This window comes from Herbaspirillum sp. C7C2 (assembly GCF_022627865.1).
Lineage (GTDB): Bacteria > Pseudomonadota > Gammaproteobacteria > Burkholderiales > Burkholderiaceae_D > Herbaspirillum > Herbaspirillum frisingense.
Map to the genome: position 1 here is coordinate 71506 of NZ_JABXGI010000019.1, position 24855 is coordinate 96360.

24 protein-coding genes and 2 tRNA genes are annotated in these 24855 nt (G+C 62.0%); 9 read left to right on the forward strand and 17 right to left on the reverse strand.

The annotated features are described in order from the left end of the window. Positions 1-29 precede the first annotated feature (29 nt). The 5 genes from HWE04_RS19630 to HWE04_RS19650 all read right to left on the reverse strand — a co-directional run bounded on the left by HWE04_RS19630 (position 30) and on the right by HWE04_RS19650 (position 7307). On the reverse strand, positions 30-1733 hold the full coding sequence (locus HWE04_RS19630; protein WP_241813453.1) for a peptidase domain-containing ABC transporter: 1704 nt from the start codon (positions 1731-1733) through the stop codon (positions 30-32). A 39-nt stretch (positions 1734-1772) separates the two neighbouring features. Further along, positions 1773-3443 carry a biopolymer transporter ExbB gene (locus HWE04_RS19635; protein ID WP_241813454.1) on the reverse strand — a complete coding sequence of 557 codons (1671 nt, stop codon included), beginning with the start codon at positions 3441-3443 and terminating at the stop codon, positions 1773-1775. Positions 3444-3570: 127 nt separating this feature from the next. Next, on the reverse strand, positions 3571-4944 hold the full coding sequence (locus tag HWE04_RS19640; protein WP_241813455.1) for an HlyD family type I secretion periplasmic adaptor subunit: 1374 nt from the start codon (positions 4942-4944) through the stop codon (positions 3571-3573). Further along, positions 4941-5780 (reverse strand): OmpA family protein, encoded by an 840-nt coding sequence (locus tag HWE04_RS19645; RefSeq protein ID WP_241813456.1) that lies wholly within the window; start codon positions 5778-5780, stop codon positions 4941-4943. The genes HWE04_RS19640 and HWE04_RS19645 overlap by 4 nt, the downstream gene beginning before the upstream one ends. Before the next feature lie 12 nt (positions 5781-5792). Further along, positions 5793-7307: a TolC family protein gene (locus tag HWE04_RS19650; RefSeq protein WP_413445400.1), complete on the reverse strand. Its 1515-nt coding sequence runs from the start codon at positions 7305-7307 to the stop codon at positions 5793-5795. Between the two features lie 581 nt (positions 7308-7888). Between HWE04_RS19650 and htpG the strand changes: the two genes are divergently transcribed. The 3 genes from htpG (at position 7889) to HWE04_RS19665 (ending at position 11055) form a co-directional block, all read left to right on the forward strand. Continuing rightward, positions 7889-9799 (forward strand): molecular chaperone HtpG, encoded by a 1911-nt coding sequence (gene htpG, locus HWE04_RS19655; protein ID WP_241813457.1) that lies wholly within the window; start codon positions 7889-7891, stop codon positions 9797-9799. 166 nt (positions 9800-9965) lie between these two features. Next, positions 9966-10493: an FUSC family protein gene (locus HWE04_RS19660; protein WP_241813458.1), complete on the forward strand. Its 528-nt coding sequence runs from the start codon at positions 9966-9968 to the stop codon at positions 10491-10493. Continuing rightward, positions 10477-11055: a GNAT family N-acetyltransferase gene (locus tag HWE04_RS19665; RefSeq protein ID WP_241813459.1), complete on the forward strand. Its 579-nt coding sequence runs from the start codon at positions 10477-10479 to the stop codon at positions 11053-11055. Before HWE04_RS19660 ends, HWE04_RS19665 begins: the two co-directional genes overlap by 17 nt. A gap of 61 nt (positions 11056-11116) precedes the next feature. On the opposite strand, the gene HWE04_RS19670 is transcribed toward HWE04_RS19665, so the two are convergent. From HWE04_RS19670 to HWE04_RS19680, 3 genes are all read right to left on the reverse strand, one after another. Continuing rightward, entirely contained in the window at positions 11117-11569 is a 453-nt protein-coding gene (locus HWE04_RS19670; protein ID WP_241813460.1) for a glycine zipper 2TM domain-containing protein, read from the reverse strand. 163 nt (positions 11570-11732) lie between these two features. After that, the gene (locus HWE04_RS19675; protein WP_102664266.1) at positions 11733-12179 is read right to left on the reverse strand and encodes an Mpo1 family 2-hydroxy fatty acid dioxygenase; all 447 of its coding nucleotides are present in this window, start codon (positions 12177-12179) and stop codon (positions 11733-11735) included. Positions 12180-12213: 34 nt separating this feature from the next. Continuing rightward, positions 12214-12963, reverse strand: coding sequence for an SDR family oxidoreductase (locus HWE04_RS19680; protein WP_241813461.1), 750 nt, complete (start codon positions 12961-12963; stop codon positions 12214-12216). Between the two features lie 164 nt (positions 12964-13127). Between HWE04_RS19680 and HWE04_RS19685 the strand changes: the two genes are divergently transcribed. Continuing rightward, complete coding sequence (locus HWE04_RS19685) at positions 13128-13727, forward strand: DNA-deoxyinosine glycosylase (protein WP_241813462.1); 600 nt, start codon at positions 13128-13130, stop codon at positions 13725-13727. 36 nt (positions 13728-13763) lie between these two features. On the opposite strand, the gene HWE04_RS19690 is transcribed toward HWE04_RS19685, so the two are convergent. Beyond that, positions 13764-13904 (reverse strand): hypothetical protein, encoded by a 141-nt coding sequence (locus HWE04_RS19690; RefSeq protein ID WP_166757875.1) that lies wholly within the window; start codon positions 13902-13904, stop codon positions 13764-13766. Between the two features lie 82 nt (positions 13905-13986). Then, on the reverse strand, positions 13987-14802 hold the full coding sequence (locus tag HWE04_RS19695) for a MetQ/NlpA family ABC transporter substrate-binding protein (protein WP_241813463.1): 816 nt from the start codon (positions 14800-14802) through the stop codon (positions 13987-13989). A gap of 184 nt (positions 14803-14986) precedes the next feature. Here HWE04_RS19695 and HWE04_RS19700 point away from each other — a divergent pair, with 184 nt between their 5' ends. The 3 genes from HWE04_RS19700 (at position 14987) to HWE04_RS19710 (ending at position 16249) form a co-directional block, all read left to right on the forward strand. Continuing rightward, positions 14987-15811, forward strand: a complete 825-nt coding sequence (locus tag HWE04_RS19700; RefSeq protein ID WP_102664269.1) for a spermidine synthase — start codon at positions 14987-14989, stop codon at positions 15809-15811. Positions 15812-16026: 215 nt separating this feature from the next. Beyond that, positions 16027-16102 (forward strand) — tRNA-Lys (locus tag HWE04_RS19705). Between the two features lie 71 nt (positions 16103-16173). Then, positions 16174-16249: transfer RNA gene (locus tag HWE04_RS19710), tRNA-Lys, on the forward strand. Positions 16250-16735: 486 nt separating this feature from the next. Here the strand turns inward: HWE04_RS19710 and HWE04_RS19715 are convergent. Further along, positions 16736-17227, reverse strand: coding sequence for a helix-turn-helix domain-containing protein (locus HWE04_RS19715; RefSeq protein WP_241813464.1), 492 nt, complete (start codon positions 17225-17227; stop codon positions 16736-16738). Between the two features lie 57 nt (positions 17228-17284). Between HWE04_RS19715 and HWE04_RS19720 the strand changes: the two genes are divergently transcribed. After that, positions 17285-17479, forward strand: coding sequence for a hypothetical protein (locus HWE04_RS19720; protein ID WP_077238466.1), 195 nt, complete (start codon positions 17285-17287; stop codon positions 17477-17479). Positions 17480-17511: 32 nt separating this feature from the next. Here the strand turns inward: HWE04_RS19720 and HWE04_RS19725 are convergent, their stop codons facing one another. From HWE04_RS19725 to HWE04_RS19750, 6 genes are all read right to left on the reverse strand, one after another. After that, a complete protein-coding gene (locus tag HWE04_RS19725) occupies positions 17512-18342 on the reverse strand; it encodes an alpha/beta fold hydrolase (protein ID WP_241813465.1) in 831 nt (276 codons plus the stop codon). Between the two features lie 164 nt (positions 18343-18506). Beyond that, positions 18507-19235, reverse strand: coding sequence for an ABC transporter ATP-binding protein (locus HWE04_RS19730; RefSeq protein WP_006465411.1), 729 nt, complete (start codon positions 19233-19235; stop codon positions 18507-18509). Between the two features lie 2 nt (positions 19236-19237). Further along, complete coding sequence (locus HWE04_RS19735) at positions 19238-21205, reverse strand: branched-chain amino acid ABC transporter ATP-binding protein/permease (protein WP_241813466.1); 1968 nt, start codon at positions 21203-21205, stop codon at positions 19238-19240. Between the two features lie 4 nt (positions 21206-21209). Further along, the gene (locus tag HWE04_RS19740; protein WP_006465413.1) at positions 21210-22100 is read right to left on the reverse strand and encodes a branched-chain amino acid ABC transporter permease; all 891 of its coding nucleotides are present in this window, start codon (positions 22098-22100) and stop codon (positions 21210-21212) included. 171 nt (positions 22101-22271) lie between these two features. Further along, on the reverse strand, positions 22272-23423 hold the full coding sequence (locus HWE04_RS19745; protein WP_241813467.1) for an ABC transporter substrate-binding protein: 1152 nt from the start codon (positions 23421-23423) through the stop codon (positions 22272-22274). A gap of 159 nt (positions 23424-23582) precedes the next feature. Beyond that, positions 23583-24008 (reverse strand): acyl-CoA thioesterase, encoded by a 426-nt coding sequence (locus HWE04_RS19750; RefSeq protein ID WP_241813470.1) that lies wholly within the window; start codon positions 24006-24008, stop codon positions 23583-23585. A 436-nt stretch (positions 24009-24444) separates the two neighbouring features. Here HWE04_RS19750 and HWE04_RS19755 point away from each other — a divergent pair. Beyond that, on the forward strand, positions 24445-24855 hold a 411-nt coding region (locus HWE04_RS19755), incomplete at its 3' end, for an NAD(P)/FAD-dependent oxidoreductase (protein ID WP_241813468.1).

The window sequence follows — 24855 nt, forward strand, 5'->3', positions numbered from 1 at the left end:
GAATCAGGTTCGCCGTGGGCTGCACGACGTTACTGCAAAATCTGGGCCCGCGGCCCGTCGGCCACGATGCGACCGCCGTCGATGACGACGATGCGGTCCATGTGCTGCAACAGCGCGGGGCTATGGGTGGCCACCACCAGCGTGCGCGGGCCGGCATAGGCCACCAGGCGCTCGATGATGCGGGCCTCGGTCTGCTGGTCCACGCCGGTGGTGGGCTCGTCCAGCAGCAGGATGCGCGGCGTGCTGGCGACCACCCGGGCCAGGGCCACCATCTGGCGCTGGCCACCGGAAAGATTGCCGGGCGCCTTGATGAGCTGGTCCAGCCGCAGTTCGCCACGGGCGATCAGGTCGTCCAGCGAGGACACCGCCAACGCTGCCTCGTACACCTGCCCCGGCACGCGGTCGCCGACGAAGATATTGGCTGCCACTGTGCCATCGAAGAGGAAGGGTTCCTGCGGCTTGAAGCCGATGCAGCGCATGCGGACCTCAGGGGCATAGGCCGTCACGGCCACGCCATCGATGAGCACATGGCCTTCGTCGGGATGATGCAGCCCGGCCAGCGCACGCAGCAGCGTGGACTTGCCGGAACCGGAGCGGCCGACGATGCCGACCTTCTCGCCCGGCTGCACGGTCAGGGAGACATGCTTGAGGGTCGGGGTTTCCTTCCTGTCCAGGTGCAGCAGCAGGTTGCCGACCTGGATCAGGCCGCGCATTTCCTGGCGCAGCACATCGGCGCTGACGGTCTCGGGTTGCGCCTCGAACAGCTGGTCGAACTCGGCGCGGGCGCGGCGGAACATCTCGATACGTCCTAGCAGTGCCGCCAGCGACGACAGCACCGTGGTGGCGCGGCTGATCAGGAGCGAACACGCGATCAGCGCGCCCACGGTCAGGAGGTTGTCTTCCACCAGATAGACACCCACCACCAGGGTGGCCACCGCGATGAAGGTATAGCCGACGCTGGAGATGGCGTAGCTGGTGTTCATCCAGTAACGGCTCTTGGCCTGGGCCACCGCATTGGCGGCGGCGTCGATCAGGAAACTGCGCAACAGGCGGTCCTGCAGCGGCGTGGTCTTCAGGGTTTCCATGCCGTAGACGATGCTGGCGAGCTTGTCGACCTTGCCGGCACCGGCCTTCATGGCGGCATTGGCATAGTCGTTGGCCGGCACCTTCAGCAAGAGCTGCAGCGCCACCAGTACGGCCCCACCCACCAGCAGCACCCACACCATGTGGCCGCCGATCAGGCCCAGCACCACCAGATAGAGCAGCAGGAAAGGCAGGTCCACCAGCAACAGCATGTAGTTGGAGGACAGCAGGTCACGCGCGGCCGAAAGATCGCGATAACGTGCCAGCACCACTCCGACCGGGGCCTGCACCTCGGCGGTCAGGAGACGACGTGCCGAGACCTCGTCGAACTCGGTATCCAGGCGCCCGGCCAGCTGTTCGGTGTAGTACACGCGGATGACGCGCAATACCATTTCCAGCGCCATGAACAGCAGCATGCCCAGGGTCAGCGCCCAGAGCGTCTCGGGGATGTGGTTGCCCAGTACCTTGTCGTAGATCAGCCGCGAATACAGCGGCATGAGCAGGCCCAGCAGGTTCACCAGCACCCCGGCTACGATGATCTCGACGAAGCGACTGCCATAGGCGCGCAACAGCGACAGATAGCTGGGGTCCTGCCGCAGGTCCTGCAGGACCTGCGGTTGATCGATGTGGACCTGTTCGCTGGCGTTCATGATGCGGTGGTGACTCTCTTATGCCCGGTTATGCCGCGATCAGGCCTGGCCGCCACGGTTGGCGGTGGTGATTTCGCGGATGGCTTCGCGCAGTTCCAGGCGCAGGTCCTTGACCATGGTCTGGCGGCCGCTGCGCATTTCGTCGATGACGGTCTGCCAGTTGATGTTCTGGCGCATCAGGGCTTCGGTGATGGAGGTCAGCGATTGCGGGATGGCGCCCAGGTTCTTGACGCGATCGTTCTGGGTCGCCATGTGCTTGGCCAGGTCGATCTGCAGCTGGCGTGCCGACAGCGCGTCGCGGGCCATGTTGCTGGAGTTCTCACCGATGGTGTTGCCCAGTTCGTTCAGGCGCGCTGCGACGGTGGCCTGCAGTTCGCCCTGGTACTGAATGGCGCCCATCTCGTCGGCCAGGCGCACGGAAATCTGGTTCAGCAGTGCCGGCAGTTGCGCGATGTTCTGCGCGTTCTTTTCGTTCATGCTGGAGATTTCGCCCTGCTGCGTCTGCAGCGAGCTCAGCGCGGTGGACAGCGCCAGCTGGCCGGCCTGGATGGTGGTGACGATCTGTGGCAGCACTTCGAAGGTGCGGTTGGCGATGTCGCCGTTGACCGAGAGGCGTTCTTCCAGCGAGGACAGGCTGTCGGAGAGGTCGCGGGCCGAGGTGATCTTGGTATTGATCAACTGGCCGACGGTGCGGATCTCTTCCAGGGTCTGCTGCGCGGTTTCGTGCATGCGCGGGCCGAAGGCCACCAGCTGGCGCAGGCTACGCGATTCTTCCATGCTGTCGTTGAAGAGCTGGACGATGTTGTTCAGGCGGTCGTTCAGGCCTTCGAGCTTGATGCCGGCCTGCAGCGAGGCTTCCGAGCTGTTGCGGGCAGCCATGATGGATTCGCGCTGCAGGACCATCAGATCCTGCAGGAATTCGGCCAGGAAGGATTCGGACACGCCCTGGCGTTGGGTGGCGGCCGGACCGGTGGCGTCGTGCACCACGTGTTGCACCATGTCGCTGATGCATTCGCGGGCGCGGGCCACCAGCTTCTTGCTGGCCGCGCGCAGCGGGGTCAGGGTCAGGCCCAGCGCCAGCGAACCGATCAGGCCGAACATCGAGGCCGAGAAGGCGGTACCCATCGAGGCCAGCGGTTTCTGCAGGTCGGCCACCAGATGCATGAAGGAAGCATCCATGTCGCCGCCGGTGCTGGCCTTGCCGAAGCCGTCAATCAGCTCGGCAGTGCTGACCAGGGTTTCGAGCAGGCCGATGAAGGTCCCCAGCAGGCCCAGCGCGATCATGAAGCCGGTCAGGAATTGCGGGAACTCGGTCTTGGCTTCGAGGTGGGCGCGCAGGTCGTGCAGCGAACCTTCGATGGTTTCCTGTTCGATACGCGAGGTCAGGCGGCCCTTGGTGCTGGCCACGCTGACCAGCACCTGACCGATCTCGGTGCCCGCGAACTCGGGCGCCTTGACCAGGCTTTCCATGGATTCGCCGGACTTGGTGCGGTCATAGAACTGCATCAGCTTGTCGTATTCCCAGTTGACGCGGTACAGGTTGTAGCCGATCAGGCCGATCCCGAACAGCGCCACGGCGATGATGAACAGGTTCAGGAAGGGGTTGATCTGGATGGCATGCCCCACGAAGCCCCGGAACAGGAAGGCGCCCAACAGCAGCAGGAGCGTCGGGATGGCGGCAAGTGCATAGAACTGGCGAAGGTTTTTCATACGTGCGAGGTTCCGGAGAAAAGAACGCAAGGGATGTGGATGGTGCAGAAAACGTCAAAAGCCGCAACGCCCATCGGGGTGGGCGTGTGCGACCGGTGAAACCGGGGATGCAGGCGGTGCGGGGCAGTCATCGCGGCTCCCGCAGGGCACCCTGGCCGAAGCGCGACAGGGGCGACATCAGGTACTGCCAGACGGTACGGCGACCGACGATGATGTCGGCGCTGGCGGTCATGCCGGGCATCAGGTCCAGCTTGCGCTGCAAGGCGCTGTCACCGCGCTGCACGGCGATCTTGATGCGATAGCTGCGTTCGCCGCGCTGGTTGTTCTCGTCGGGAACGGTATCGGCGCTGATCTCGGTGACCACGCCTTCCATGGCGCCATAGACGCCATAGTCATAGGCCGAGACCTTGACCCGCGCACGGGCGCCGGTGACCAGTTCGGCACGGTCGGTCGGGGAGATGCGGGCTTCGATGACCAACTTGTCGTCGCTGGGGGTCATCTCGATGATGGGGTCGCCCGGGCGCACCACCCCGCCCACGGTATTGATCATGACGCGGTTGACCACGCCATCCATGGGTGCCTTGACTTCGGAGCGGGAGACACGGTCGTTGCGCGACTTGATTTCTTCCTGCAGGCGCGCCAGTTCGTTTTCGGTGGCGGTCAGGTCGGTACGGGCATCAGAGCGGAAGCGCGAGGAGGCTTCGCCCATCTTGGCCTGGGATTCGGCGATGGCCGCCTTCAGGCGCGGGATCATGGCATCGGTGGCGGCCAGGCGGCTCTGGGCATCCTGCACGCGGGCCGCAGCCTGGATGTCTTCCAGCTGGGAGGCGGCATTGCGCTCCAGCATGTTGTGGATCAGCTTGTATTGGCGCTGGGCCAGGTCGACCTCGGTGGCCTGGCTTTTCTGGCGGCTCACGGCCTCGCCCAGTTCGGCCTGGCGCTGGGCGGCCTGTTCGCGCAGCACCGACATTTCCTGCGTCAGCTTGGCGGCGCGGGCGGCAAAGGCAGCCTGCTCGCTCTGCACGGCCGGATCATCACGCTCGAGGTCGGCCGGCATCTGCAGGCTGGCCGCGCCGGAGGCTTCGGCCGAGAGCCGCGCCACCCTGGCACGCAGACCGAGGATTTTTACACGGCCTTCGCCCAGGTCGGCATTGGCGCGCACGTCGGCAATGGAGATCAGGGTCTGGCCCTTCTTGACCACCGCGCCTTCGCGCACCAGGATGGCCGAGACGATGCCACCCTCCAGATGCTGGATCACCTGGTTATGTTCGGAAGCGACGATGCGCCCGCTGCCGCGCACCACCATGTCGATCGGCGCCAGGATGGACCAGACGACCAGCAAGGCCAGCAGCAGCGCGCAGGCCAGGACCGCCAGGCGCGGACGCGGCATGGCGTGCAACTGGCCCAGGCGGCGGTCCAGGCGCGGCGCCACGCGGCGCATGAAGCCCTTGCCGCGGGAGGCAATCCCGTGGTCGGCGCCGGGCTTGAGCGAGAGCGTCATTTTGCCGAGGCCTGATATTGCACGACCACGCGGGCGTCGTTGCCGCTACCGTTCTGGTCGGTGGCCACGCGGCTGGTCACGCGCTCCTTGTCGACCCCGGCATCGATGAGGTAATTGCGCACGGCGACGGTGCGGTAGTAGGCGCGGCGGCGGCTTTCACTGTAGCTGCCACTGCCGATGACGCCGGTCACGACAATCTTGCCCTGGCTGGATTTGACGCGCCGGATCCAGTCGCCGATGCTCTTGTCGAGGGCCTTGCCGCCCTCTTCGTTCAACTGGGTGGAGTCGGCGTCGAAAGTGAGGGTGACCGCTTTTTCGTTGGCGTCGATGCGCAGGCCGGGGGCCACTTCCTTGTCATTGGGTTCGGTCTTGACCTGGATCGCGTTGGGGCTGGAGGGCGCGGCGTCGCTACGCAGGCTGCCGTTGTCGGACTGCAGCGGCGGCGCGGCCAGCTTGGCTTTCAGGGTAGCCACTTCGCGCCTGAGCTGTTCGATTTCCTTGGCCTTCTCGCGCTCGCCCGGTGTCTCGGCGGCGCTGGATGCGGCGCTGTTGGCAGCGCTGCTGGCACTGCTGGCGTTAGTGGGCGCATTGTCGTTCTGGCGCTCGGCCCCGCTGCGTTCGGCGGCAGCCACATCCTTCTGGGATGCCTTGACCTCACGCTGGTTCTGGCTCTGCGTCTGCGAGATCAGCTGGCTGACCTTGGTCTGCGCCAGCTTCTGCGAGTAGTAGAACAAGGTCACCACGAACACCACCACCACGAAGATCATGACCAGCACCACGTTGGACAGTGCGTCCACGAAGCCTGGCCAGAAATTCTGTTCCCTTCCCCCCTCCATGTGTCCCCCGTCCTATTTCGCTGCCCGCGCGGGCAGGGTTTCCAGCGCCGAGGCGCGCCCCGTGTTGCGCAGGATCTGATAGCTGATGTCGGCCTGCTGGAACAGCAGGTTGGCAAAATCGGTACGCGCTTGGTAGGCCTGCTGGTAGGCATCCAGCACGTCCAGCAATTGCTTGCTGCCGGTGGAGAGCTGTTCCAGGAAGACATCGGCCACGTTGGCATTGGTCAGGTAAGCCTGGCGCGAGATTTCCATGCGCTTTCTCACCGCGCCCAGGGTGCGGTAATTGATCTCGATCTGCTCACGCAACTTGCGTTCCAGGTCCAGCGCGGTGTTGCTCTTTTCGACGTACTTGGCGCCGGCCTGCTTGGTGTAATAGACGTCGGAGCCGCCGTTGAGCAGGTTCATCGACATCACCAGCATCAGGCGACGGTCGGTGGTCTGCTGCAGGGCGTTGGTGGTAGTGTCGATGGCGCCACCCACGCCACGGCTCTTGATCTGGGTCCATTCCAGGGCCAGCGTGGGCGAGAACTTGGCACGGGCCGACTTCAGTTCCTGGTTGGCCGCATCCAGATCGCGCCGCGCGGCACGCACGCCGGGATTGGTGTCGTAGACGTCCTGCAGGGCAAGCTTGGAGGTGTCGGGGACCACCGGCATCATGTGGTCGGGCACTTCCAGCTGCTCGATCTTGCGGCCGGTGACCTGGTTCAGGGTCACCATGGCGCTTTCCAGGGCGCCTTCGGCTTCGGCCACGGCGGACTGGGCAGTCAGCGAGCGGCCGCGCACGCGTTCGAAATCGATGCGACTGGCGCCGCCGCCTTCGAGGCGCTTGTTCATGTAGTCCAGCAAGGCGCTCATGCGCTGCGAATAGCTGCGGGCAAAGGACAGCGAGGCGTACGCGCGCATGACGTCGTAGTAGGCCTTGATGGCGTTGTAGTACAGGGTCTCGCGGGCGTCGTCGCGGCGCAGGTCGGCGGCATCGGCCAGGGAACTGGACTTGCGGTAGTCGTAGTAGGAGCCGGGGGCGAAGATGGGCTGGCGGCCGATCAGCGTGACGTCCCAGCGCTTGTGGTAGTTCGCACGCTGCACCAGGCCGGTATTGGGGTCGAGCACGGAGGAAGGCGAGGAATACTCGTTGCCTTTCTGCGCCCGCACGTCCAGGGTCGGCCCCATCTGTCCGGCGGTGGCCTTGGACGCATAGCGGGCCTGATCGGCCTGGGCCGCCGTGGCGGCATAGCTGTAGCTGTTGTTGAGCGCCAGGTCGAGTACGCTGCGCAGGTTCAGGTCAGGGACCACATCGCCCTCGGAGACGATGCTGATCTGGGGCAGCGCGATCAGGTTGCCGGAAAAGCCGGGATCGGACTGGCGCAGCAGCAGCAGGATTTCGTCCTGCGCCGAAGGCGCCGGGGTATCGGCGGGCAAGGCCGGCAGGCGATAGTCGGCCAGCGCCGGACCGGCCGGATCGGCGCCCAGGCGAATCTGGGGCGGTACATCCAGGGTGCCGCCATTCTGGGGCGGCACGTTCACCACCGCTCTGGACGCCGCCGCCGGCTCCGCCGGTAGCGGCGGGTTATCTGCAGACCGTGCCACCTGGGGCACGGTCAGTCCGAGTGAAACTGCGAATATGAACGGTTTGCTCTTGAGAACTCTCATCAACGCGATCAGCCGGTACCGGACCGGCCTCCCCTGCCCCAAAACACCCTTAGGAAAGAATCGCCAGCCAGCGCTGCGATTCCAGTTATCAGGCACGGGGACTCATATTCTTCGTCTTTGCAAGTCCCGGCCTGGCCCTCCGCTTCCGCTCTCCCTCTTTGGGGAAAAACGAAAAATATTACCATTTTGTCAAAACAATTCTATCACTCGAGGATTGCAACTCAATTACAAATAACAGGGAAAAACCGTTTAATTTCAATTGACTTGATAAAAATTAATATTCGCAATTATGGTGAGCTTGTTGCCGCCGTGCCATCAGGAAATTCCGCAGAAGACCAAAGCGCTGAAAAACTCTTTAAAAATGCTGTTGAAAAACCACAAGTCTCTCCCTATATCCAGCCCACAGGCGATTGCCGCAAGCTATTCAACTCATCCATTTCTTCAATAAGGACACAAACATGGCCACCGAAAAACAGACCATGGGCTTCCAGGCCGAAGTCAAGCAACTGCTCCAGTTGATGATCCACTCGCTGTATTCGAACAAGGAAATCTTCCTGCGCGAGCTGGTCTCCAACGCCTCCGACGCGGCCGACAAGCTGCGCTTCGAGGCGATCAACAACGCCGGCCTGTACGAAGACGACCCGGAACTGAAGATCAGGATCAGCTTCGACAAGGCCGCACGCACCATCACCATTTCCGACAACGGCATCGGCATGAACCGTGAGGAGGCCATCTCCCACCTGGGCACCATCGCCAAGTCGGGCACCAAGGAGTTCTTCTCGCGCCTGTCGGGCGACCAGCAGAAGGACGCGGCCCTGATCGGCCAGTTCGGCGTGGGCTTCTATTCCGGCTTCATCGTCGCCGACCGCATCACGGTCGAGACGCGCCGTGCCGGCACCCCGGCCGCCGAAGGCGTGCGCTGGGAATCCGAAGGTGCCGGTGATTTCTCCATCGAGCAGATCGACAAGCCGAGCCGCGGCACCGACATCATCCTGCACCTGCGCGAGGGTGAGGACGAGTTCCTCTCGGCCTGGCAGTTGAAGTCCATCATCCGCAAGTATTCCGACCACATTTCCCTGCCCATCCTGATGCACAAGGAAGAATGGGACGAGGAAAAGAAGGAAACCGTGCAGAAGGACGAGCTGGAGACCGTGAACCAGGCCAGCGCGCTGTGGAGCCGCAGCAAGTCGGAAGTCACGCCTGAGCAATATGAAGAGTTCTACAAGCACGTCTCGCACGATTTCGGCGCGCCCCTGGCCTACACCCACAACCGGGTCGAGGGCCGCAGCGAATACACCCAGTTGCTCTACATCCCGGCGCGCGCCCCGTTCGACCTGTGGGACCGAAACAAGCGCGGCGGCATCAAGCTCTACGTCAAGCGCGTGTTCATCATGGATGACGCCGAGCAGCTGATGCCGGTGTACCTGCGCTTCGTCAAGGGCGTGATCGATTCGGCCGACCTGCCGCTGAACGTCTCGCGCGAAATCCTGCAGGAGTCGCGCGACGTGCGGGCCATCCGCGATGGTTCGGCCAAGCGCGTGCTGGGCCTGCTGGAAGAGCTGGCCAACAGCGAGGACCAGGCGCAGAAGGACAAGTACGCCACCTTCTGGACCGAGTTCGGCCAGGTGCTCAAGGAAGGCATCGGCGAAGACGCGGCCAACAAGGAGCGCATCGCCAAGCTGCTGCGCTTCGCTTCGACCCACAACGACAGCGAGGTGCAGAACGTCTCGCTGGCCGACTACCTGGGCCGCATGAAGGAAGGCCAGGACAAGATCTATTACGTCACCGCCGAGACCTTCCAGGCGGCCAAGAACAGCCCGCACCTGGAAATCTTCCGCAAGAAGGGCGTGGAAGTGCTGCTGCTGACGGACCGCGTGGACGAGTGGATGCTGTCCTTCCTGACCGAGTTCGAAGGCAAGGAACTGGCCTCGGTGGCCAAGGGTGGTCTGGATCTGGGCCAGCTGGAAAACGAAGCCGAGAAGAAGCAGCACGAAGATACGCAGGCCGAGTACAAGGATCTGGTGGAGAAGATGAAGACCGCCCTGGCCGACAAGGCCAAGGACGTGCGCGTGACCTTCCGCCTGACCGACTCCCCGGCTTGCCTGGTGGCTGACGAGAACGAGCTCTCGGGCAACCTGGTACGCATGCTGAAGGCGGCGGGACAGGCCGCACCGGATTCCAAGCCGACCCTGGAAATCAATCCGGACCACCCGCTGGTACAGCGTCTGAAGTATGAAGAGGCGCGCTTCGACGACTGGTCGCACATCCTGTACGACCAGGCCCTGCTGGCCGAGGGTGGCGCCCTGGCTGACCCGGCCAGTTTCGTCAAGCGTACCAATGACATGCTGCTGGCCATGGCTGGCAAGTAAGCCGTAGCAGCCTGGTGCCCGGACTCGGGTGCCTGCGCCAGAAACGCCGCCGCGCGCCGGTCACTCCGGACGCGGCGGCGTTTTTGCATGGAGGCTTGCCGGGTCGTCCGCGCATGGTTAACATCGCCCCCATCCAGTCGCCCCTCCCCTGCTCTCGCCCGTTTCCATGGAATTGCACTTCATCAATCCCCGCAAGAATGCCCTGGCCTACCTGGTCAAGATCCTCTCCGGCTGCCTGATCCTGTGGTACGGATTGCGCGCCCTGGGCATCGCCGAACCCTACTGGGCCATGATCTCGCTGATCATCGTCACCGAACCGGACATGACGGTGGCCAAGGCCAATTTCCGGGCGCGGTTGATCAATACCATTTCCGGCTGCATCGTCTCGTGCATCGCACTGGTGGTGTTCGGACCGACCTTCCTGGCGATGCTGGTGGCGCTGACGGCGGCCGTGGTGGTGGCCATGCTGCTGCAGAACTATCCCAGCAACTGGCGGCTGGGCCCGGCGACCGTGGTGATCCTGCTATCGGCGGCCTTTACCGGCCAGGGGCTGAGCCAGGAATTGCATCTGGCGCTGATGCGGGTGGGCGAAGTCATCATCGGCAGCACGGTGGCGCTGCTGGAGACGGTGATCTACATGTGGCTGCTGAAGCTGCGGCCCAAGCCGGAGGATGGGAATGCTGCGAACTCCTGAAAACACCCTGCTGAGGGGACCACGGGTACTGCTACGTCGGTGGCGGCCGGATGATCGAGGGCCGCTGGCAGAGCTCAATGCCGATCCCGTGGCCATGCAACATTTCCCGGCTCCGCTGAAGCGCTCGGAGAGCGATGCACTGGCGGATCGCATCGAAGCGCATTTCGACATGCACGGCTTCGGCCCATGGGCGCTGGAAATACCGGACGTGGCCGAGTTCGCGGGGCTCGTGGGCTTGATGCAGGTGGGATTTGAAGCGCATTTCACCCCGGCCGTGGAAATCGCCTGGCGATTGGCGCCGGCGTTATGGGGAAAGGGCTATGTGAGTGAGGCTGCGCATTGTGCCTTCGATTTCGGGTTCCAGGCGCTGCATTTATCCCAGATCGTGGCATTCACGATTCCGGCGAACCTGCGCTCGCTGGCGGTAATGCAAAGGCTGGGAATGCACACGGACGTGCAGGACGACTTCCTGCACCCACGGCTGCCCGTGAATCACCCGTATCGCATGCACCGGCTATACCGGATGGAGAGGCAAGCCTGGCTGACGCGGGCTTGCTCCTGAACTGCGCAAGGACAAAAAAAGCAGGACCACAGTCCTGCTTTTTCTGATGCGGTGACGCCGATCAGTGGGTCACGCGGGTGGTACGGCCGTTGGAGAGCAGGCGCACGCGCTCGCCGACACGGAACGGCTCGTCGGCATCCTGGGTGATGGCACGCAGTTCGCCATTGTCCAGGCGCACGGTGATTTCCAGGCCGGGACGGTTGTTCAGGTGGGCTTCAGCCTGGTTGCCCAGCACGCCACCGGCCAGCGCGCCGACGATGCCGGCTGCCAGGGCACCGTTGCCACCACCGATGTTGGAGCCCGCGGCGATGCCGCCGAGTGCAGCGCCACCGAGCGTACCGATGCCGCTGGAACCCTTGTCGATGGTCACGTTGCGGATCGATTCGACCACGCCCATGCGCACGGTCTGCTCACCCTGCGCCTGGCGGGAGTTGTAGACGCTGGCCGAATTGGGGGTCACTGCGCAGCCGGCCACCAGGGAGCCCAAGGCTGCAATCACAAGCAATTTCTTCATAACAAAAACACTCCAACTGAAATTTTGGCCCGTCTCCGGGCAGCGTGGAAATGGCACGCATCCTCGCAAACGCGCCATGAATGCGCATCGGCGGTCGATACCGTCCATCTGCGACATCTTAATACAAAGCGCGCCCGATCCGGAAATGCTGCGGCTGCCCGCTTCAGTACGGGATATGCCAGCGCCGATAGAGGAAGGCCAGTACGAACAGCGGCCCGATCAGGAGGAAGCGCAAATCCTGGAAGAAGGAGGGCTTGCGCCCTTCGATCCGATGGCCGACGAACTGGCCGATCCAGGCCAGCACGAAGACCACGACAGAGACCGGCAGCACCGCACCTGCGGGCAAGCGCGCCAGCACGACCAGCATCAGCGCCGACATGGCCAGCATGCCCACGGCAAAGGGCGGCGACAGGCGCAGGTAGTAAGCCAGTGCGCCGGCCGCGACCAGCAGTGCTACCGCCGGCGAGATGAGCCAGCAAAGACCCAGCACCGCAAACACGATGGCCGGCACGCAGATGCAGTGGATCAGCTCGTTCATGGGGTGCCGGTGGTGCTCGCCGTAGCGGGCCAGCAACTCGTCGATGCGACGGGGTGAAGTCGTGCTGTCCATGCTGGCTCTCCGCTGGAAAGGAAACCGGCCGGCCTCAACGGCCGCCGGAGACGTCGATGAAGGTACCGGTGGCGTAGGAGGCCTCGTCCGAGAGCAGCCAGAGGATGGCATGGGCGACTTCCTCGGCAGTGCCGCCGCGTTTCATCGGGACGGCGTCCTTGAGACGATCGACCCGGCCGGCTTCGCCGCCGCTGGCATGGATGTCGGTATAGATCAGGCCCGGGCGCACGCCATTGACGCGAATACCCTCGCCCGCCACTTCCTTGGACAGGCCGATGGTGAAGGCGTCGATGGCCCCCTTGGAGGCGGCATAGTCGACATATTCGCCCGGCCCGCCCAGCTTGGCCGCCATCGAGGACAGGTTGACGATGGCCCCACCCTGGCCGCCATGGCGGGTAGACATACGCTTGACCGCTTCGCGCGCGCACAAGAGGCTGCCGGTGACATTGGCGACCAGCACGCGGGTGATACGCTCGGCGCTCATGTCTTCCAGGCGGGACTGGTGTTCAAGGATGCCGGCATTGTTGACGAGAGCGCTCACGCGGCCGAGCTGCTCATCTACCGTGGCATAGAGCCGCAGCACGTCCTCCTCGCGGGACACGTCACCGGCCATCGTAATGGCGCGGCCACCGGCTGTGCGGATTCGTTCGGCCACCGATTCGGCGGCGTCACGGTTGCTGACATAGTTGACGCATACCGCATAGCCGCGCTGGCCCGCCAGCAAGGCGGTTGCCGCACCGATGCCACGGCTGCCGCCCGTGACGATGATGACCTTTTCTGTCATGTCCTGTCTCCCTTGGATGAAATACCCGAACGCGCTGGCCCGGGGGATGATTACGCTAAGATGTGCATTTTGCCGCAAGCGCGCGGCATCTGCAGCCGCCGGTCATTGTGCCGCGTCCAGATGAGTGCGGCGCTTGCTGAAATTCTTTTCATCCAGACGCCATCATGCCCGACCGCAAAACCGCCCGGCGTGCTACCGCCTTGACCCCGGCATCGGTAGCGGAGTCCAGCAGCGCTCTCCACGCGCCGGTAGCCTTCACCGCCAGTGATCCGCTGCTGGCGAGCTTTCCACCGGTGGTGGCACAGGACACGCAGACCCTGATCCTGGGCAGCCTGCCTGGCGCCGCCTCGCTGGCCCTGCACCAGTATTATGGCCATCCGCGCAATGCGTTCTGGCGCCTGGTGGGCGAGGTGATCGGGGCCGATTTGTATGGGATGGCCTATGAAGCCCGGCTGGCGACGCTGCTGGAACACCGCATCGGCCTGTGGGACGTGATTGCCAATGCGCGACGTCTGGGCAGCCTGGACAGCGCTATCCGCGATCACTCCCAGAACGACCTGCAGGCGCTGTTGGCCACCTTGCCGCAATTGCACACGATTGCCTTCAATGGCGGGACGGCGGCCAAGCTGGGACTGGCGGCCTTGGGGTCGCATGCACAGCGGTATCGAATCGCCCTGTTGCCGTCCAGCAGCCCGGCCTATGCGGCGCTGGCGTATGCGCAGAAGCTGCAGCGCTGGCGCGATGCATTGACCGGATCCGCTTGAGGCCTGCTGGTCCTTTGCAGCGCCCGCACCCGGCGTTCACTTACGGAAGAACAGGTAATCGTAGAACTCGCCTGACAAGCCGCCATTGAAAATCAGATACTGCAAGGCCTTCGCGAAAAACACGATGGCGCCGAAGACGATGGCCAGCTTCAGGCAGAGGATGAGATTCTTGATCATGCCGGCAGTTTAATGGAGGCCGGCGCGGTTGGCATGAAAAAACCGCCCCGGAGGGCGGTTCGGCTCGTGCTTGCCGCCCGGCTCAGAAGGCGGGGACCAGCGAGCCCTTGAATTCGGTCTCGATGAACTTGCGCACTTCCTCGGAGTGGTAGGCCTGCACCAGTTTCTTGGCCCAGGGCTTGTCCTGATCTTCGGCACGGGTGGCGATGATGTTGGCATAGCGGCCGCGCGGGTCTTCGACGGCGATGGTGTCCTTCTGCAGCGATAGACCGGCCTTGTAGGCGTAGTCGTTATTGATCGAGGCCGCGGCCAGGTCGTCCAGCGAGCGCGGGAGTTGCGCGGCGTCCAGCTCGATCAGCTTGAGCTTGCGGGGATTGTCGATGATGTCCAGCGGCGTGGCGTTGACGCCGTTTTCACCCACGCCCGGCTTGAGCTTGATCAGGCCGGCTTTCTGCAACAGCAGCAGGGCGCGATTGCCGTTGGAGGGATCGTTCTGGATACCGATATGGCCGCCGTTGGGCAGTTGGTCGACCGACTTGAACTTGCGCGAATAGATGCCCAGCGGCGCGGTGATGGTCAGACCGACTGGCACGATCTTGTAGCCGCGCGCGGCGATCTGGCTTTCCAGGTAGGGGCGGTGCTGGAAGGCATTGGCGTCAAGGTCGCCCGCTGCCAGTGCCGCATTGGGCTGCAGATAGTCACTGAAGACCACGGTCTGGATCTCCAGTCCATCGCGAGCGGCGACTTTCTTTACCACATCGAAGATGGCCTCGGCGCTGCCGACCGAGATGCCGACCTTGATCTTGGTCTTGTCCTGGGCGTGCGCCAGATGGGGCGCGACCGCCAGGGTCAGCGCAGCAACGACTGCGATGCGCTTGATGAATGCAGCGAAATGCATGGTGACTCCGAAAATGATGAGGTCTGCATCCTCACATGTAGCCAGGCCCGGAAGAAGGAATGAATCCGCATGTCGATATGCGGCAATTGCAGGCAAGGCGCTGGGCATCGGTCAGGCAAGGTATCATTCGGCATCCGTCGGCACGCCCTTCTCTTCGGGATGCTGCGCCAGATTCCTATCGAAAATGCTCATCAAAAGAAAATCCATCGAGGCCCAGGCCAATACCAAGGCGGGACCCAATCGCCGTCGTCAACAACTGGACGCCGACAGCAACAAGCCGCGCAAGCCCAAATACGCACCGGTCACGCTCTCCGAACTGGACGGCGTGCGTTATCTGCACTTCGGGACTGAATGGGTGCAGGGTGCCATGCGCATCCGCAAACCGGACTGGATCGAACTGGAATATGCGCAGCAGATGATGGCGTGGATGCTGTTCAACGGTGCGCCGCGACACATCGTGCAACTGGGGCTGGGCACGGGTGCGCTGACCAAGTTCGGTTATCGGCAATTCCCGCAGGCGCAGGTGACGGCGGTGGAATTGAACCCGGCGGTGATTGCGATCTGCCATAGCATGTTCAAGCTGCCTGAACCGGACGAACGTCTGATGATCATCGAGAGCGATGCCATGGATTTCATCGTCCATGCCGCCGGTCACGGCATCATCGATGCGTTGCAGGTCGATCTCTATGACGCCACGGCGCGCGGGCCGGTGCTGGATAGCCCGGAGTTCTACCAGGCCTGTTACGACAGTCTGGCGCCGGGTGGCGTGATGACGGTCAACCTCTTCGGCGATCATCCCAGCTACGCCAAGAACCTGCGCGCCATGGAGTTCGCCTTCGACAAGGTGGTGTCGCTGCCGGAGGTCCACGATGGCAACGTGGTGGCGCTGGCCTTCAAGGGACAGATCGCGTTTGATTTTCCGGAACTCTATGCGCGGGCGGCCTTAATCGAGGCCCAGACCAAACTGCCGGCAAAGTCCTGGGTGAACGGTATCAAAGCTGGAGATTGAGCGTAAAGGGGACTGCGCAATAGCCTGGCATGGCCTTGTTGCAATGGCGCGATCAGTGCGCGCCATTCGCCACAAAACAGGGGGCTGGATAGCTTGTTAGTGCCAAGAGATAAAATATTTTTATCTTTTTCCCAAAAAATGCTTGCACTGCCCCCTACCCCCTCCTATAATGCGCTCTCTCTTGCAGCACTGCAGCAACAACGAAGTGCAGCAACGGGGCGTTAGCTCAGCTGGTAGAGCAGCGGACTCTTAATCCGTAGGTCCACAGTTCGAATCTGTGACGCCCCACCAAAATTTCAAAAGGCCTCTCGCATCGAGGCCTTTTTCACTTCCAGATTGACCTGCATTGGCAGGAACATCTCGGGGCGTTAGCTCAGCTGGTAGAGCAGCGGACTCTTAATCCGTAGGTCCACAGTTCGAATCTGTGACGCCCCACCAATACAAAAGGGTTACAGCCTGCACAGGTCTGTAACCCTTTTTTCATTTCCACCGTTCCCGGTTTGTTGATCAAGCCACTACATCGGCGAGATCAGCTCACACGCCTGAGTGGCGGTTTGGTAACAGCCTAGAAGCAAAGCTCCTTTCACTGTCACCAAGATCAGCTCGCATAGACGACATGACTTGCCGGGAAATGAAGCAATCTGCTGGCTACCAAAACGGGGCCGTACGACTTCCGACAAAAGCAACTCCGCAAATGCCCGGCCTTCACTAAAGCCGAATATCGCTTGATGCAGATATCGCTTGATGCAGAGCTGCCCGGAACACAATTCCCCATATCGACCCGCCGACGTGCCAGGAAGTCGTGAACAGTCCCAGCGATCGTTTTCGTGGTCTCGACGCGGCACCGCGAGGCGATGCTCCAGGGCGAAGCTTGCCAATCGACCTGAGGCTTCGGAAACGGCACAAGGCGTTCCACACTCCGGCTCAGCGCCCGTCCATTCGGTCCGGCCCCGAGATCGGCGTGGTTGATTCGCCACCAGCATCGACCTTCGGTGCTTCGGGAGGCACTGATTTGCGGCGCCCCGGCTTGCCACGCTTGACGTCCTGAACAGCGTAGAAGTCACGCTTCTTGCGTGTCGCCAGCGACATGCGCGCCATTCCTTGCAGCAGTTGCACAAGCAAAGTGCGGGTCGGTGCATCGACACTGCGATAGCACGAGATCAGTTCACTCTCCTGTGCCGTGGGGAGCACGCCTCGCGTGCCGGTCAGCACATAGGTGACATCGATGCCGATCGCCACGAGGCCATGCAGGTAGTAAGCGTCAGGCGCGGTTTCACCGATCTCGTACTTGATCTGCGTGCGGGCGGTGATCTCCAGTTCGTCGGCCACGGATTTCTGGGTGTGGCCACAACGGCTGCGTTCTTTCGCCAACCGATCGCCAAGTATTGTCAAATATTCAGTTTTATTCGATGACATCTGAAAACGACCTCTCCTAGAATGTTTCTCTCGAATCAATAAGCCAGGAGACATCTTATGGCAGGCAAGCAACAAACCGAACGTATGCCCGCAAATGCGTCGGCACGTCTGGTGAATTTTCGACTTACCCAAGCTGAACTGGAGGAGGCTAACCACTTTGCGGCACAAACTTACCGATCCAGGGCACTGTTCATCAGGATGATGTACTTGCGAGGCCTGCAGGCCTTCCAGGGTGATCTGGATGAGCAATAGAGGCGGTGCTCACCCCGAACCACCCTCCCCCGCTAACCAGACAGATGCGAACAGCCTTCGACCCGCCGCCGCAGAAAATCGCAGACTGCCTGCAGAACCTGCTCCGGCTGCTCCCGGTGAGGCACATGGCCGCAGCGGGACAGCACCAGGCATTCGCGTCCCTGCTGCCCCTCTACGCCGACGCGGGCAATGCGCTGCGGATGCGCCAGTGATCCAAATTCATCCAGATCGCCATGCAGCGCCAGCACCGGGCAATGCACGCGGGCCAAAACAGCATCCAGCGACCAGCCGGCAAAGCCTGGATCGAGCCAGGTGTCGATCCAGGCATCGAGCACCCACCGTGCTTTCCGCACGTCGTTGTCGTGATACTTCGCCAGCCGCAATACCTGGGCCGGGTCGGCGAAGCTGTTACGCGCCGCGCGTATGCCTTGCAGCGTTTGCTCTTCCACAAAGGCCTGAGCCGATTCAGTGATGACGGCCACCACCTGATCCGGCAATTGGGACGCGGCCGAGATGGCCATGCCGCCGCCCACGCTATGACCGAACAACACCACGGCGCCCAGTTCCAGCTGCTGCAATACGGCGGCCAGCCACGGCCGGGCCTCGGCGGCGACGAAATCAGAGGGAAGCCGGTCATTGCGCGCATCGGAGGCACCAAAGCCATAGCGATCGTAAGCGACCACGGCGCAACCGGTACGCGCCGACAATTGCGCCGGAAAGTCCCGCCAAAGGGCCAGCCCACCGAGGGATTCGTGCATCAACACGAGGGCCGGACGGCCCGGCTTGTGCTCACCCCAGAGACAGGCCTGCAGGGTGACACCCTCGACCTTCACCTCGAACCGGCATGATTGCGGTGCATTCACGTAGACACCTCCACCAAAGAAAAGGCGCACCCAAGGGTGCGCCTAAACAGCCTTCAAGGGGTATGCCTCCCCCTTAATATACCGGACACGCTGTCAGCCACGGCGACGTGCGAGCCCAAGTATCACGCGGGTCGCACGCCTGACGCGAAGTCCAACGCAGCTCATCAGTGATGCGCCCCACCGCCCAGATAGGCGGCCTTGACCGCCGGGTCGTTCTGCAGCTTGTCGGCGGGTCCATGTACGGAGATCTTTCCATTCTCCAACACATAACCGTAATCCGCAACATTGAGCGCGGCCGCCGCAAACTGCTCGACCAGCAGCATGGTCACGCCCTGCTCCTTGAGCCGCGAGATGATACGGAACACCTCATCAACCAGGATCGGCGCCAGCCCCATGGAGGGCTCGTCCAGCAGGATGACCTCGGGATTCAACATCACGGCACGCGCCATGGCCAGCATCTGTTGCTCGCCGCCAGAGAGCGTCCCGGCCAATTGGGTCTGGCGCTCCTTGAGCCGTGGGAACAACTCCAGCGCCCGCTCCAGATCGTGGGCGATATCTCCCTTGGGCCGCGCCCGGGTGAAACGTGGGAAAGCGCCCAGCAGCAGGTTGTCCGTCACGCTCATGGTGGCGAACACTCGCCGCCCTTCCGGCGAATGGGCCAGGCCGAAGCGGGCGATCCGGTGGGAATCGAGGCCGGTGATGTTCTTGCCGCCGAGCGTGACCTCTCCGCCTTTCGGTTTGATCATGCCGGAGATGGCGCGCATGGTGGTGGTCTTGCCGGCACCGTTGGAGCCGATCAGTGTCACCACCTTGCCCTTGGGCACGTCCATGGAAATGCCATGCAGCACCTCGACCTTGCCGTAAGCGGCGTGCAGATTGGAAATAGTCAGCATGTTCAGGCTCCCGCGGGGCTGGATGTGTTGTCATGGGCATCGCCTGCGCCACTGCCGAGGTAGGCTTCGATGACCTTGGGGTCAGCTTGCACCTGGGCTGGCTTGCCTTCGGCGATCTTCTGGCCGAAGTCGAGCACGGTGACGGTATCGCAGATCGACATGACCACGTCCATGTGGTGTTCGATCAGGATGATGGTGATGCCGGCTTCGCGGATCTTGCGGATGATGGCAATGAGCTCCTTGATGTCGGGCGCGGTCAGGCCGGCGGCCGGCTCGTCCAGCAGCAACAGGCTCGGGTTCAGCCCCAGGGCACGACCGATTTCCAGCAGGCGCTGCTTGCCGTAAGGCAGGTTGCGTGCCTCTTCGTTGGCCAGGTTGGCCAGACCGACGAACTCAAGGATGGCAGCCGCACGCTCGCGGGCAGCCTGCTCTTCCCGCACGTAACGCGGCGTATTGACCATCACATCGACCACGTTGCTGTTGAACGTGTGATGCAAGCCAACCAGCACGTTTTCGGTGGCAGTCATTTCGCCGAACAGTTGCACGTTCTGGAAAGTCCGCGCCACGCCACCCAGGGCAATGGTCGAGGGCGTATTGCCGGAGATCTGGCGACCGTCGTATTCCACCGCACCATCGGTAGGACGATAGATGCCGGTGAGCACGTTCATCATCGTGCTCTTGCCGGAACCATTGGGGCCGATCAGGCCATGCACGGTCCCCTTGCGCACATCCAGGTCCACGCGGTTGAGCGCCTTCAGACCACCGAATTGCATCAGGATCTGGTTGACCTTCAGCAGGGTTGCACCTTCATCCTTGACCGAGTCGGTCGTGATGACGGCGCGCTCCTTGTCACCGGCAATCTGCTGCGCCACCGGCACATGCCTGGTCAAGACACGGCCGAACAGGCTACGACAGAAGCCGACGATGCCATCCTGCAGGTAGTACACGACGAACAGGGTCATCAAACCGAAGATGGTCAGACGCCAGTCGGTGATGTTTTCCAGCTTGTAGGAGAAGGCCGCCATGGCAATGGTCGCCACCACCGGCACGGCCACGCCGCGCAGGGTCTTGGTCTTCTTGGCCAGCTGCACACCTGCGCCGACCACCACGATGACCGCAAGCACGGTCGCGATCTGACGGAACAGCGCGATATCCGACAACAGGCTGGGCAGCATCACCACGATCAGCGCGCCGATGAGCGAGCCGATGCGCGACTTGCGTCCACCCATGATCACTGCCAGCAGGAACAGGATGGTCAGTTCGAAGTTGTAGGTATTGGGTGAGATGTACTCCTCCGAATACGCATACAACGCGCCCGACAGGCCCGCCAGCGCGGCACTGATGATGAAGGCATAGACCTTGTAGCGATACACCGAGACACCCATGCAGTCCGAGGCAATCGGGCTATCACGCAATGCCTGGAAAGCACGACCGAGATTGGACTTGAGAATGCGGTGCACCACGATCATGGACAGCACCATCAGGATCGCCACCAGATAGAAGAACTGCACTTCGCTCATCTTCTCGCCGCCGATCATGGGCTTCTGCAGCTTGATGCCCAGCGGACCTTCGGTGAGGAAGGTCATCTCGTTGATCAGGATCTGGATGATGGTGCCGAATGCCAGCGTGACCATGGCCAGGTAAGGACCGGTCACGCGCAAGGCCGGTAGCGCCAGGATGGCACCGAACACGGCCGTTACCGCGATGGCGGCAGGAATGGTCACGAAGATGGGCATGCCAAGCTTGAAGAACAGCACGCCGGCCGCATAGGAACCAATGCCGAACAGGCCGGCATGCCCCAGCGAGACCTGGCCGGTGTAGCCGACCACGATGTCCAGCCCGAACAGCAGGATGGCATAGATGAGGATGGTTTCGATCAGGTGCAGGTAATACGGGTTGTGCACCACCATGGGGATGCCGCCCAGCGCGACAATGCCCAGCAAGGACAGCAGCAGGATTTTCTTGTTCATCGCTTCAGACCTTCTTGATCGCAGTTTTGCCGAACAGGCCTGCAGGTTTGACAGCCAGTACCAGCAGCAGCAGTACCAGTCCCGGAACTTCCTTGTAGCCGGTCGAGATGTAGAAGCCGGTCACGGTCTCGGCCACGCCCAGGATCAGGCCGCCGACGATGGCGCCCATGCCCGAGGTCAGGCCGCCGATGATGGCCACCGCAAACGCCTTCAGACCCAGTGCCGCCCCCATGGTGGCGCCGGTCAAGGTCAGCGGGGCCACCAGCACGCCGGCAAAGGCCGCCGTGGCCGAGGACAGCGCATAGGAGAACGTGATCACCATGCTGGTGTTGATGCCCATCAGGCCGGCAGCGTCACGGTCATTGGAAGTCGCCACCACGGCCTTGCCGTAGATGGACTTGCGGTTGAACAATTCGACCGCCGCCATGATCAGCAAGGCGCCGATCACCACCAGCACCTGCATGGGCTGCACATTGGCGCCCATGATCTGGAACGGCGTGCCGGAGATCGGCGAAGGGAACGGCAGGTCGTCCTTGCCCCAGATGTTTTCGGCCACGTTCTTGAAGATGATGGCCAGTGCGATGGTGGACATGATCCAGCCGAATTCGGACTTGATCTTGATGGCCGGCCGCACGCCGATCCATTCGACGAACATGCCTTGCAGTGCGCCGAACACCAGCACGATGGGGATCATCAGCCAGTAGTTGAGATAAGGTCCGCCGTGGATATTGCCCACGACCGACAAGCCCACCAGCGCGCCCAGCATCAGGGCTTCACCCTGACCGAAATTGAGCGTGCCGGACGTGGCGAAGGTCAGTTGGTAACCGAAGGCGATCACGGCGTAGATCATGCCGAGCGCGATCCCGGAGAAGACCAGTTGTAAGAGGATGTCCATTGTATTTCCCAAGAAGCGGCTACCGCCGGGTGGCGGCGTAGAGCTGCGACGACGCCGCGGCACCGCCAGGGCGGACCGTTAGGAAATCGTCAACAGATCGTGTGAAAAAGGCCAGCCCCCGGATCGCAAGGACTGGCCTCTTCGACTACTGTGCGTGAAGCAAGTCGAGTCTTATTTGCCGAGGATGACGCGGCCGTTCTTGACCTCGCCCATCACGACCATGCCCGGCTTGATGGCTTCGTGATCGTCGTGGGTGAACGGCTTGTCGTAGGTGGTGACCACGCCTTCGACCTTGGTGTTCAGGTTTTCCAGGGCTGCACGGACCTTGTCACCGTCGGTGGTGCCAGCCTGCTTGATGGCAGCAGCCAGCAGCAGGATGGAGTCGTAGCCTTGGGCAGCCGAGACAGCCGAGGGCATGCGGTCAACCTTGTAAGCCTTCTGGTAAGCCTCGATGAAGGCCTTGCGCTTGGGAGTGGTGCCATCCTGGATGAAGGTCTGCGGCATGCGGGCGCCATTGCCGTTCTTGCCGGAGTTGTCGATGAAGTTACCCATGGACAGCGGCCAGCTGCCGATGATAGGCACGTGCCAGTTCAGCTTTTCCATGCCATTGGCGATCTGCGCCAGTTCGGGGCCGATGCCGTAGGTCAGCACAGCCTGGGCGCCGCCCTGCTTGGACTTGAGCAGCTGGGCCGTCATGTCCACGTCCTTGATGTTGTACTTTTCGACGGCCACCGGAGTGACCTTCTTGTCGGAGAGGACTTTTTCCAGGTCTTCACGACCAAGCTGACCATAGTTGGTGGAGTCGGCCAGGATGGCGACCTTGGTCAGCTTCTGCTTGTCGACGGCTTCGTCGGCGATCATCTTGGCCTGGATCTTGTCGGCAGCCGAGGTGCGGAAGACGTAATTGTCCTTCTCCTTCTCGAACTGCTTGGTGATCACGGTGCCGGTGGCCACGTTGTTGATCACGGGGATCTTGGCTTCCTGGTAGAAGCGTTGCGAGGCCAGGGCCACGCCGGTGTTGATGAATCCGACGGTGGCGACCACCTTTTCCTTGTTGATCAGCTCCTGGGCGATCTGCACGCCGCGCTCGTTCTTGGCTTCATCATCGCGTTCGACCAGCTGAATCTGGCGACCCAGCAGGCCACCAGCGGCGTTGATCTCGGCCACGGCCAGCTTCACGCCGTCGCGCATGGAGACGCCCATCGGAGCGGAACCACCAGTGTACGGACCAGAAACACCGATCTTGATCGGATCAGCTGCCTGCGACGAAATTGCGAGCGTCATCAGGGCGGCAGCAACAAAGGCTTGGGTCTTGTATGTCATGTCATCCTCCAGAATGTAATTGTTGGCTAGCACATCGGTGACGGGCGTAGCACTTTTTGAACCCGCTCCGTGTGAAACGAATTCTCCGCTCCCCTCGCTCTTTGTCGATTCCTTGCGGGAGTGTCGGGGCGATTCTGTCGCAGTTTCCTTGCGCCAAACTTACAAGCTTGTCAGGAGCTGTCGCAGCTTGTCAGGCATCGCAGTGGACTTTTCTTTTTTGAAATCAACCCAGACTATTTTTGCGGCACCGTCAGCATAAATGATCTGTTCATCGTCGGCGTCGCGGATGACATACGTAGTTTCCACACTCGTGCGTCCCAGCTGGCCACCCAGCATGTGCACCTCGATGGTGGCTGGATACTTCATCTGGCGCCGGAAATTGCAGTGCGCATTGACGATCACCGGTCCTTCCTCGCCCGCGATGGTGGGGCCGAAGACCTCTTCCAGCCACTCGATGCGGCATTGCTCCATGAAGCGAAAGTAGACGGTATTGTTGACGTGACCGAACGCATCCATGTCGCCCCAGCGAATGCTCTGGCGGGAAACGAAAAGAGGTTTCGCTACGGTGCTTTCCTGACTGCTCATTGGTGATCCTTTACGGTTTGATTCATCGATGACTGAAATATTTTTCATGCGGGCGGGCCGTTCTCGTCGCCTTTCTGACTCAGCAGATTCTTCTTGAACCCCTGTTTTCCGCTTCATTCCGGATTCAACCGCAGACTCTCTGCGCCACCCTTGGCACAGATTTCAGCGGGAACATAAGCGCGAGTTATAGCCAGATGCCAAACCGGTATGAGTCTCGCCGGCAAAATCCCATAAAATACGCGGCATTCTGGAACGACTCAGACCGGCGCAATGGCCGCCGTGAAACGCTGTCCACCGCGCATTGTTTCAGACCTGCGCGCAGGAAGGCGAAGAAATTCGACGAATTACCGCCGGCCCTCTAGCGTTTCATCGAAAAATACTTAACAATAGCACGATCGTTCGAAAAATCAGGCAGTTCACATAACACGGGACACCCATGACTTCTTCTCAAGACTTGCTCGCACAATACGGCCCTCGCGAATCCATGGAATACGACGTGGTCATCGTCGGCGGCGGTCCAGCCGGGCTGTCGGCAGCAATCCGCCTCAAGCAACTGGCCACCCAGCAACATCGCGAGGTCTCGGTCTGCGTGCTGGAAAAAGGCAGCGAAGTCGGCGCCCATATCCTTTCAGGTGCCGTGATGGACCCGCGTGCACTGAGCGAACTGATCCCTGACTGGAAGGAGCAAGGCGCGCCACTGGACACGCCGGTGACCGAAGACCGCTTCCTCTTCCTCTCGGCCGACAAGGCCTACAAGACGCCGAACTGGTTGCTCCCCACCTGCTTCCAGAACCATGGCAACTACGTGATTTCGCTTTCCAACGTCACGCGCTGGCTGGGCCAGCAG

Excerpts from the sequence above, each read along its gene's own strand:
- HWE04_RS19630 (WP_241813453.1), bottom strand. The coding sequence starts at position 1,733 with ATGAACGCCAGCGAACAGGTCCACATCGATCAACCGCAGGTCCTGCAG.
- HWE04_RS19635 (WP_241813454.1), bottom strand. The coding sequence starts at position 3,443 with ATGAAAAACCTTCGCCAGTTCTATGCACTTGCCGCCATCCCGACGCTC.
- HWE04_RS19640 (WP_241813455.1), bottom strand. The coding sequence starts at position 4,944 with ATGACGCTCTCGCTCAAGCCCGGCGCCGACCACGGGATTGCCTCCCGC.
- HWE04_RS19645 (WP_241813456.1), bottom strand. The coding sequence starts at position 5,780 with ATGGAGGGGGGAAGGGAACAGAATTTCTGGCCAGGCTTCGTGGACGCA.
- htpG (WP_241813457.1), top strand. The coding sequence starts at position 7,889 with ATGGCCACCGAAAAACAGACCATGGGCTTCCAGGCCGAAGTCAAGCAA.
- HWE04_RS19660 (WP_241813458.1), top strand. The coding sequence starts at position 9,966 with ATGGAATTGCACTTCATCAATCCCCGCAAGAATGCCCTGGCCTACCTG.
- HWE04_RS19665 (WP_241813459.1), top strand. The coding sequence starts at position 10,477 with ATGCTGCGAACTCCTGAAAACACCCTGCTGAGGGGACCACGGGTACTG.
- HWE04_RS19670 (WP_241813460.1), bottom strand. The coding sequence starts at position 11,569 with ATGAAGAAATTGCTTGTGATTGCAGCCTTGGGCTCCCTGGTGGCCGGC.
- HWE04_RS19675 (WP_102664266.1), bottom strand. The coding sequence starts at position 12,179 with ATGGACAGCACGACTTCACCCCGTCGCATCGACGAGTTGCTGGCCCGC.
- HWE04_RS19680 (WP_241813461.1), bottom strand. The coding sequence starts at position 12,963 with ATGACAGAAAAGGTCATCATCGTCACGGGCGGCAGCCGTGGCATCGGT.
- HWE04_RS19685 (WP_241813462.1), top strand. The coding sequence starts at position 13,128 with ATGCCCGACCGCAAAACCGCCCGGCGTGCTACCGCCTTGACCCCGGCA.
- HWE04_RS19690 (WP_166757875.1), bottom strand. The coding sequence starts at position 13,904 with ATGATCAAGAATCTCATCCTCTGCCTGAAGCTGGCCATCGTCTTCGGC.
- HWE04_RS19695 (WP_241813463.1), bottom strand. The coding sequence starts at position 14,802 with ATGCATTTCGCTGCATTCATCAAGCGCATCGCAGTCGTTGCTGCGCTG.
- HWE04_RS19700 (WP_102664269.1), top strand. The coding sequence starts at position 14,987 with ATGCTCATCAAAAGAAAATCCATCGAGGCCCAGGCCAATACCAAGGCG.
- HWE04_RS19715 (WP_241813464.1), bottom strand. The coding sequence starts at position 17,227 with ATGTCATCGAATAAAACTGAATATTTGACAATACTTGGCGATCGGTTG.
- HWE04_RS19720 (WP_077238466.1), top strand. The coding sequence starts at position 17,285 with ATGGCAGGCAAGCAACAAACCGAACGTATGCCCGCAAATGCGTCGGCA.
- HWE04_RS19730 (WP_006465411.1), bottom strand. The coding sequence starts at position 19,235 with ATGCTGACTATTTCCAATCTGCACGCCGCTTACGGCAAGGTCGAGGTG.
- HWE04_RS19735 (WP_241813466.1), bottom strand. The coding sequence starts at position 21,205 with ATGAACAAGAAAATCCTGCTGCTGTCCTTGCTGGGCATTGTCGCGCTG.
- HWE04_RS19740 (WP_006465413.1), bottom strand. The coding sequence starts at position 22,100 with ATGGACATCCTCTTACAACTGGTCTTCTCCGGGATCGCGCTCGGCATG.
- HWE04_RS19745 (WP_241813467.1), bottom strand. The coding sequence starts at position 23,423 with ATGACATACAAGACCCAAGCCTTTGTTGCTGCCGCCCTGATGACGCTC.
- HWE04_RS19750 (WP_241813470.1), bottom strand. The coding sequence starts at position 24,008 with ATGAGCAGTCAGGAAAGCACCGTAGCGAAACCTCTTTTCGTTTCCCGC.